Consider the following 7,165-nt stretch of genomic DNA (forward strand, 5'->3'; position numbering starts at 1 on the left):
GGCCCTCCGGGTGATCTCAGGAAACGGGCGCCCTCAGCGTTGCAAATGCTCGCTGTAGCAAGTGCTACAGCTGTGCTTTGCGCCTCGATGGCGCCCGTTTCCTGAGTCACGCGGGTGCTCATTTGGTATGAACAGGCCCTAAGTTGATGAAGGTGGCGGCGTGCAGCGGCTGGGCTTCTTCTTCCGTGCCGTTCCACGCCTGCGCGCGGCGCAAGGCCGCCGCAGACAACACCGGCGGCAAGGCCAGGTGCACCGGGGCGAGCAAGGGCGGTCCGCGGCGCTTGAGCACACGCAGTGCCAGCTGGTCGGCTCCGGCCGGGTGCAAGGCCAGGCGCAGCGGTGCGGCACTTGCGTTCTGCTGCGCCGCCACTTCGCGCAGCATGAACGCCGGCCCGTCGTGGGCATGCGCAGCGAGCTGCAAACGGCGCAAGCGCTCGGCGCGCAGGCGTGGTGGCAGCCAGGCCACCACGGCCCCCACATGGCCGCTTTTCAAAGCCTGCTCCAGCGCCCACAGGCGGTCGGCGCCAGGGCGCAGCTGGAGGTGGGTCTGGATCACCAGCAGCTGGTTCACGTCCAGCCCCAGCTCCAGCAACGCCGGGGCCGACACGGCCGCAGGCGGGTCAAACAGCATCACCAGCCGGCCGGCGCACTGGGTGGCGGCCAGCACATGGGCCAGCAGGCGGATCTCGCCGATGCCGGGGTGGGGCAGCAGCAGCTCGGTCAGCACCTTGCGCGGCCAGCCACCGCCGGGCAACTGCGCGTCGAGCGCGGCAAAGCCGCTGGGCAGGGTGTGATCGGCACTGCGGCCCAGCTGATGGGCGCGCCACAGGCTGGGGTGCAAGGCCTCGGGCGACAGACGCGGCCCACCCGCACGCAGCCCCGGCGGTGAGGCCGCGGGCAGGGCAAGAGGGGTCTGGGGTTCCATGTCAAACACTGTATGCCTATACAGTTATTTACGCAAACCCCGGGCCTTCGAAAAAACCCGGATCAGGGAAACTTGCACGCATGCCCTTGCCTTGCGACTGCGGCGCGCCGCGCCCTTACACCGACTGCTGCGGCCGCTATCACAGCGGCCCACTGCATTTGCAAGCGCCTGACGCCGAAGCGCTCATGCGCTCGCGCTACAGCGCCTTTGTGCGTGATCTCACCGATTACCTGCTCGCCACCTGGCACACGAGCACACGCCCGTCAGCGTTGGAGCCCAACCCCGAAGGGGTGAGTTGGTTGGGCCTGGAGGTGCGCCGACACAGCGTGCAAGACGCCGATCACGCGACGGTGGAGTTCGTGGCCCGCAGCAAGCGCGGCGGGCGGGCGCAGCGGCTGCACGAGACCAGCCGTTTCGTGCGCGAGGGTGGCCGCTGGTTTTATGTGGACGGAGAGATGCGCTGAGAATTCAGCCGCAAGACTTCAGGCAAATTCTCGGCGCACGCCCGCCGACATGAGGCGCCGGATGATCCAGCCCAGCAGCCCGCAGGCACCGAGCGTCACCACCACCGCCATCACGCGCGCCGCGGTGACAAAACCACCAAACACCCCCAGCGCCTGCGGCGGCAAGGCCACGCTGCCCAGCGTGCGGCTCACCACCGACTGCATCATTTCCTGCTGCAGCCACAGGCCCAGCAGGTTGGCCACGATGGCCACGACCAGCAGGCCGATGAAGGTGCGGCGAGCCCAATCAAGCCGCAGCAGCAGCCCGATGGCCGAGGCCAGCGTGGCCAGCGACATCACGAGACCCGTGCCCACGACCCAGGGCATGTAGTTGAGCATCAACCCCATCAAGCCCGAGACAGTGGGTGACGACGACAAGGCGGGCAGCAGTGACGCGAGCATCGCGTTTTGCACCAGCGCCGACAAACTCGCCACGACACCCAGCAGGATGAACAACCACGCGGTGGCGGTGACAAAAAGGGAGCGGGCTCCGACGGCGATGGTGATGGGCATGGCGTGACTCCTGCGCGGGATGCACGAATTGTCCCGAGGCAACACACGCCTTGTCATTCCCTTGCACAGGTGAACCCCCACGTTGCAGGGGGGCCGTCTGTGATGCATTTGCCACAGCTATCCGAACTTCACCGCATGGATCGGCGGCAGGTTCGCAGAAACACTGTGCCAGCTGTCGCCGCCATCGTCGCTCGCCCACAGGTTGCCGGTGGTGCTGCCCATCAACAAAGACGTGCCGCTGTCATCGACCGCGAGGCCGTGGCGGTAGACGAGGTCGTAGCAGTCTTTCTGCGGCAGGCCTTGGCGCAATGTCTCGAAGCTGCGCCCACCGTCGCGTGTGCGGTTGACCATCAAAGCGCCATCGACCGGCACACGCTTCTCGTCCTTGATCGCCGGTGCAAACCAGGCGGTGTTCGCGTCTGTCGGGTGTGCAGCCACCGCAAAACCGAAGCTCGACAGCGGCGCTTTCACCTCCTGCCAGCTCACCGAGCCGTCGGTCGATTTGAAGATGCCGTTGTGATGCTGGCACCACAGCGTGCCGGGCTGCGCGCTGCCAGCAGCGATGAGGTGCGGGTCTTGGGTGTTTTCGTCATCGGCTTGCTCGGGCGGCATGAAGTCGGCCCGCATGCCCTTGGCCTGCAGCCCCCACTGCGTGCCACCGTCACTGCTGCCCCACACACCGCCACAGCTGATGCCCAGCAGCAGCTCGCCGGGGCGCGTGGGGTGCGGCAGGATGGAGTGGATGCCGGGCACGTCATAACCCCCACCAAACCACCCGGCGCGCTCGGGGCGCGACCACAACGAGTCGACCAGCTGCCAGGTCTCGCCACCATCACCACTGCGAAACAAGCCTCCCGGCAGCGTGCCAGCCCACAGCGCACCGGCCACTGATTCCATGGCCCAGATCTGCACCAGCTTCCAGGGCACACCGGTCGCTTCAGGCGGCTGCGGCGGGTAGGCCGGTGTGCCCACCTCGCGCCAGGTGGCACCGGCGTCGTCCGACGCATGCACCTTCACGCCGAAGTGCCCCAGGTTCAGCGCCGCCAGCATGCGCCCGCTGGCAGTGGGCGGGAGCAGCATCGACACCGGCTCGGAGAGGAAACTCACCCGGGCGATCTCCCAACCCTTGCCCTTGCGGCCCAGCTCGAACAGGCCCTTTCGTGTGGCGACCCAGGCGCGATGTGAATTCGTCATCTTCGTCATCCTCCAGACAAGGCCTGCAGCACATGGACCTGGCTGTCGGCCTTCAATTGATCGTTCAGCACCACACGGTCATGGCAGCGCCGCCCGTCGATGAACACCACCACGTTGGCGCGCAAATGGCCTTGCTCGTCGAGCACATAGCCTTGCAACCTCGGGTTGATGTCGAACGCGGCCTGCAAGGCTTCGCGCAAAGTGGCAACCTGCGCGTCGACCTCGGGGGTCTCGGTGAAGCGCCTGAGTTGCTGCGTGAAGACGATGTGGGCCACGCGGCGATGATGCCCGCGCACACGCCGCCTGACCAGCGTTTTGCCCCCAGGGGACAATCCCTCTCCTGCCGCTCTCTTGCCGCCTTCTGCTGACTCTTTCCCCACCCGCCCCATCCATGTCCACTGGTGCCATCTACGCCGCCCTCGCCTTTGCTGCCTGGGGCATCTTCCCGCTCTACTTCCGCCAGATCGCCCACGTGCCCTCGGGCGAGATCCTGATCCACCGCATCGTCTGGTCACTGGTGTTCGTGGTGATCGCACTCAGCCTGCGCCGCCAGTGGGGCTGGCTCAAACCGGTGTTGCGCCAACCGAAGGTGCTGGCCGCCTTCACCGCCAGCGCGCTGCTGCTGTCGGTGAACTGGCTGACGTACATCTGGGCCGTCAACAACGGGCACGTGATCGACGCGAGCCTGGGTTACTTCATCAACCCGCTGGTCAATGTGCTGCTCGGCTACACCGTGCTGCACGAGCGGCTGCGCCGCATGCAGTGGCTGGCGCTCGGCTTGGCTGCAGGCGGTGTGTTGTGGCTCACCATCCAGGCCGGCCATTTGCCATGGATCGCGCTGGCACTCGCCGGCTCATTCGGCGCCTACGGCCTGCTGCGCAAGGTGGCCACGCTCGGCGCGCTCGAAGGCCTCACGCTCGAGACCCTGCTGCTCGCCCCGATCGCTGCAGTCGTCTTGGGCGTGTGGATGTTCAACGGCAGCAGCACCTTCCCCGCAGCCGATGGACCCACCAACGCCTGGCTGATTGCCGCCGGTCCCATCACCGCCATCCCCTTGTTGTTGTTTGCCGCCGGCGCGCGGCGCATCTCGCTCACCACACTCGGGCTGCTGCAATACATCGGCCCGACCATCCAGCTCGCGCTGGGCCTGTGGTTGTTTCACGAGCCCTTCTCGGCCACACGCCTGCTGGGCTTTTCGTTGATCTGGCTGGCGCTCGCGCTCTACAGCGCCGAAGGCTGGTGGCACGGCCGCTCGCAACTCGGCTGAGAGCCTCCCCCCTTTGCGGGGCGTGCCATCAACGCCTCGTCGCCTACCATTGGCGCCCCGCGCCCCCCGGCACTGACACAAGCCCTCTGTGAACACTGGCACTTCCGAAACGCATGGCCGTCTCAAGAACGTATTGGTCATCCGGTATTCGCAATCCGGGCAACTCACCCGGCTCATCGAGCAGATCACAGCACCGCTCCAGGCCGACCCACGCATGCGCGTACAGGTGCTGACGCTGGCACCACTCAAGCCGTTTCCCTTCCCCTGGCCGTTTTTCACCTTCCTCGACGCCTTCCCCGAGTCGGCCCACCTGGTGCCACCACCGCTTGCGCCGCTCGCGCTCACCGGCGATGAAGATTTCGACCTGATCGTGCTGCCCTACCAGGTGTGGTTCCTCGCACCCTCGCAGCCCGTCACCGCTTTCCTGAAGCACCCGGTGGCGAAGCAGGTGCTGCGCGGCAAACCAGTGGTCACGGTGATTGCCTGCCGCAACATGTGGCTGATGGCGCACGAAAAGCTCAAGGGTCTGCTGGCCGACACCGGCGCGCGCCTGATCGACAACGTGGTGCTCACCGACCCCGGCCCCACCCTGGCCACGTTTTTCACCACGCCGCGCTGGGTGCTGACTGGCAACCAGGCCGGTTTCTGGGGCATGCCCGCAGCCGGCCTGAACGAGTCGCAGATCAAGGGCTCGCGCCGCTTCGGCCTGGCCCTGCGCGACGCGCTCGCGGCCGATCGTGAAAAAAGCACGCAGCCGCTGCTCGCCGGCCTGGGTGCGGTGCAGGTCGAGCCGCGCCTGTACATCAGCGAGCGCGCCGGCAGCCGCAGCTTCTTCGTCTGGGGCAAGCTGCTGATGGCGGTGGGCCGGCCGGGCGCCTGGCAGCGCACGCCGCTGCTGCTGTTGTATGTGATCTTCCTCATCGTGATGATCATCACGGTTGTGCCCACCAGTTTGGCGCTCCAGGCCATGCTGCGGCCCTGCATGGGAGGGTGGCTGACTAAAATCAAGACTCAATTCGAGCAGCCCTCGGGCTCGTCCACGGAACGTTGCCAAGCCTATGAGGACTGAAGTTTTTCTCACGCGAACTGGCGCCTTTTTGCCGTTCGCGCCGGTGTCCAACGACGACATCGAAAGCGTGCTCGGGCAAGTGGGTGGCAAACCCTCGCGCGCGCGCCGGCTGGTCTTGCGCAGCAACGGCATCCACTCGCGCCACTACGCCATCGACCGCGCCACCGGCGAGCCTGCCATGAGCAACGCGCAGATGACGGCCGCCGCCATCCGCGCGCTCGGCGACGACATCGGCCACGTCGATTGCCTGGCCACCGGCACCTCGCTGCCCGACCAGCTGATGCCCAACCACGCCGTGATGGTGCACGGCGAACTCGGCTGGCCGCGGCTCGAAGCCGTCTCGTGCGCGGGCATCTGCCTCTCGGGCACCGCAGCGTTCAAACACGCCTGGCTGTCCATTCGTGCCGGCGAGTCGAAGCGCGCGGTCGCCACCGGCTCGGAGCTCGCCTCGCCCATCATGCTGGCGCGCAACTTCGACCCCGAGGTCGAACACAAGCTGCAGCAGCTCGAAGAGCGCCCCGAGATCGCCTTCGAAAAAGACTTCCTGCGCTGGATGCTGTCCGACGGCGCCGGCGCAGTACTGCTCGAAACGGCCCCGAGCGGCCCGCTCTCGTTGCGTGTCGACTGGATCGAACTGTCGTCGGCCGCGCACGAGCTGCCCGTGTGCATGTACGCCGGCGCCGACAAGAACGACGACGGCACGCTGCGCGGCTGGCTGCGCTTCACCAACGGTGACTGGCAGGCCAAGTCGATCTTCGCCGTCAAGCAGGACGTTCGCCTGCTCAACGAGCACGTGATCCGCGCCACGGTGCGCGAGCCGCTGTCCGAGATCGTTGACAAACGCCGCCTCGTGGCAAGCGAGATCGACTGGTTCCTGCCGCACGTCTCGTCGGCCTTCTTCGCCGGCCCCGTCGAACAGGCGATTGCCGAAGCAGGCCTGCCGATCCCGCGCGAGCGCTGGTTCAGCAACCTCACGACCAAGGGCAACACCGGCTCGGCTTCGCCGTACATCATGCTCGACGAGCTGTTCCGCTCGGGCCGCATCCAGAAGGGGCAGAAGCTCCTGATGTACATCCCCGAGAGTGGCCGCTTCTCGACGGGCTTTGTTCACCTCACCGCGGTCTAAATGGACCTCGACGCCGTCCCCCAGGAAGGCAATGCCACCCTCGGTGGCCACCGCAAGGCGGTCTACGCGCGTGATGCGAGTGGCCGCATGGTGATCGCGCCATCGGCGGGCTGGGAGGCCGAAGAAATCGTCACCACCAATGCCGTCGAGACGCTGCATGCGCAAGCGGTCGATGCACGCCAGCGTGTGCAGGCCGGTTCGGCGTCGACGCTCGAGTTCTGGATGTACGAGCGGCGCATGGACCTGCCGCTGCTCTCGCAGACGAGCGGCTTCTGGCAGTGGCGCGTGAAGCGCCACCTGCGGCCCGAAGTCTTCGCCACGCTGCCGACCCAGCATCTGCAGCGTTATGCCGATGCGCTCGGCCTTTCGATCGCCGACCTGCGCAAGCTGCCGTCATGAATTCACACGCCTTGACTTTTCAGCACCAGCATTCCGCTCATTGCGAGAGTGGCGTCATCTCCAACCTGCTGCGCCACCACGGCGTGCCGGTGTCGGAGAGCCTCGCCTTCGGGCTGTCGGGTGGCCTGGCCTTCGCCTACCTGCCCTTCATCAAGATCAACGGCCTGCC

10 protein-coding genes are annotated in these 7,165 nt (G+C 66.6%); 6 read left to right on the forward strand and 4 right to left on the reverse strand.

Going from position 1 to position 7,165, the window contains the following annotated elements:
* Positions 1–118: 118 nt before the first annotated feature.
* Complete coding sequence (gene imuA / locus RMO40_RS11465; RefSeq protein WP_309720847.1) at positions 119–925, reverse strand: translesion DNA synthesis-associated protein ImuA; 807 nt, start codon at positions 923–925, stop codon at positions 119–121.
* 80 nt (positions 926–1,005) lie between these two features.
* On the opposite strand from imuA, the gene RMO40_RS11470 reads away from it, so the two are divergent.
* Positions 1,006–1,389, forward strand: coding sequence for a YchJ family metal-binding protein (locus tag RMO40_RS11470; protein ID WP_309720850.1), 384 nt, complete (start codon positions 1,006–1,008; stop codon positions 1,387–1,389).
* An 18-nt stretch (positions 1,390–1,407) separates the two neighbouring features.
* On the opposite strand, the gene RMO40_RS11475 is transcribed toward RMO40_RS11470, so the two are convergent.
* The 3 genes from RMO40_RS11475 to RMO40_RS11485 all read right to left on the reverse strand — a co-directional run bounded on the left by RMO40_RS11475 (position 1,408) and on the right by RMO40_RS11485 (position 3,410).
* Complete coding sequence (locus RMO40_RS11475) at positions 1,408–1,941, reverse strand: hypothetical protein (protein WP_309720853.1); 534 nt, start codon at positions 1,939–1,941, stop codon at positions 1,408–1,410.
* Between the two features lie 117 nt (positions 1,942–2,058).
* Complete coding sequence (locus tag RMO40_RS11480) at positions 2,059–3,135, reverse strand: exo-alpha-sialidase (RefSeq protein ID WP_309720856.1); 1,077 nt, start codon at positions 3,133–3,135, stop codon at positions 2,059–2,061.
* 5 nt (positions 3,136–3,140) lie between these two features.
* The gene (locus RMO40_RS11485) at positions 3,141–3,410 is read right to left on the reverse strand and encodes a MoaD/ThiS family protein (RefSeq protein WP_309720858.1); all 270 of its coding nucleotides are present in this window, start codon (positions 3,408–3,410) and stop codon (positions 3,141–3,143) included.
* 116 nt (positions 3,411–3,526) lie between these two features.
* On the opposite strand from RMO40_RS11485, the gene rarD reads away from it, so the two are divergent.
* The 5 genes from rarD to RMO40_RS11510 all read left to right on the forward strand — a co-directional run.
* Positions 3,527–4,402 carry an EamA family transporter RarD gene (gene rarD / locus RMO40_RS11490; RefSeq protein WP_309720862.1) on the forward strand — a complete coding sequence of 292 codons (876 nt, stop codon included), beginning with the start codon at positions 3,527–3,529 and terminating at the stop codon, positions 4,400–4,402.
* Between the two features lie 88 nt (positions 4,403–4,490).
* Positions 4,491–5,471 (forward strand): dialkylrecorsinol condensing enzyme, encoded by a 981-nt coding sequence (locus RMO40_RS11495; protein ID WP_309720864.1) that lies wholly within the window; start codon positions 4,491–4,493, stop codon positions 5,469–5,471.
* Positions 5,461–6,597: a StlD/DarB family beta-ketosynthase gene (locus tag RMO40_RS11500; protein WP_309720867.1), complete on the forward strand. Its 1,137-nt coding sequence runs from the start codon at positions 5,461–5,463 to the stop codon at positions 6,595–6,597. Before RMO40_RS11495 ends, RMO40_RS11500 begins: the two co-directional genes overlap by 11 nt.
* The gene (locus tag RMO40_RS11505) at positions 6,598–6,996 is read left to right on the forward strand and encodes a DarG family dialkylresorcinol biosynthesis protein (protein WP_309720870.1); all 399 of its coding nucleotides are present in this window, start codon (positions 6,598–6,600) and stop codon (positions 6,994–6,996) included. It begins immediately after the preceding gene.
* Positions 6,993–7,165 (forward strand): BtrH N-terminal domain-containing protein (locus tag RMO40_RS11510; protein WP_309720873.1); only part of this gene is annotated, 173 nt, incomplete at its 3' end. The genes RMO40_RS11505 and RMO40_RS11510, both read left to right, overlap by 4 nt.

Origin of the sequence: Rhizobacter sp. (genome assembly GCF_031412075.1) — a bacterium.
In the GTDB taxonomy this organism is placed as follows: Bacteria; Pseudomonadota; Gammaproteobacteria; order Burkholderiales; family Burkholderiaceae_C; genus Rhizobacter.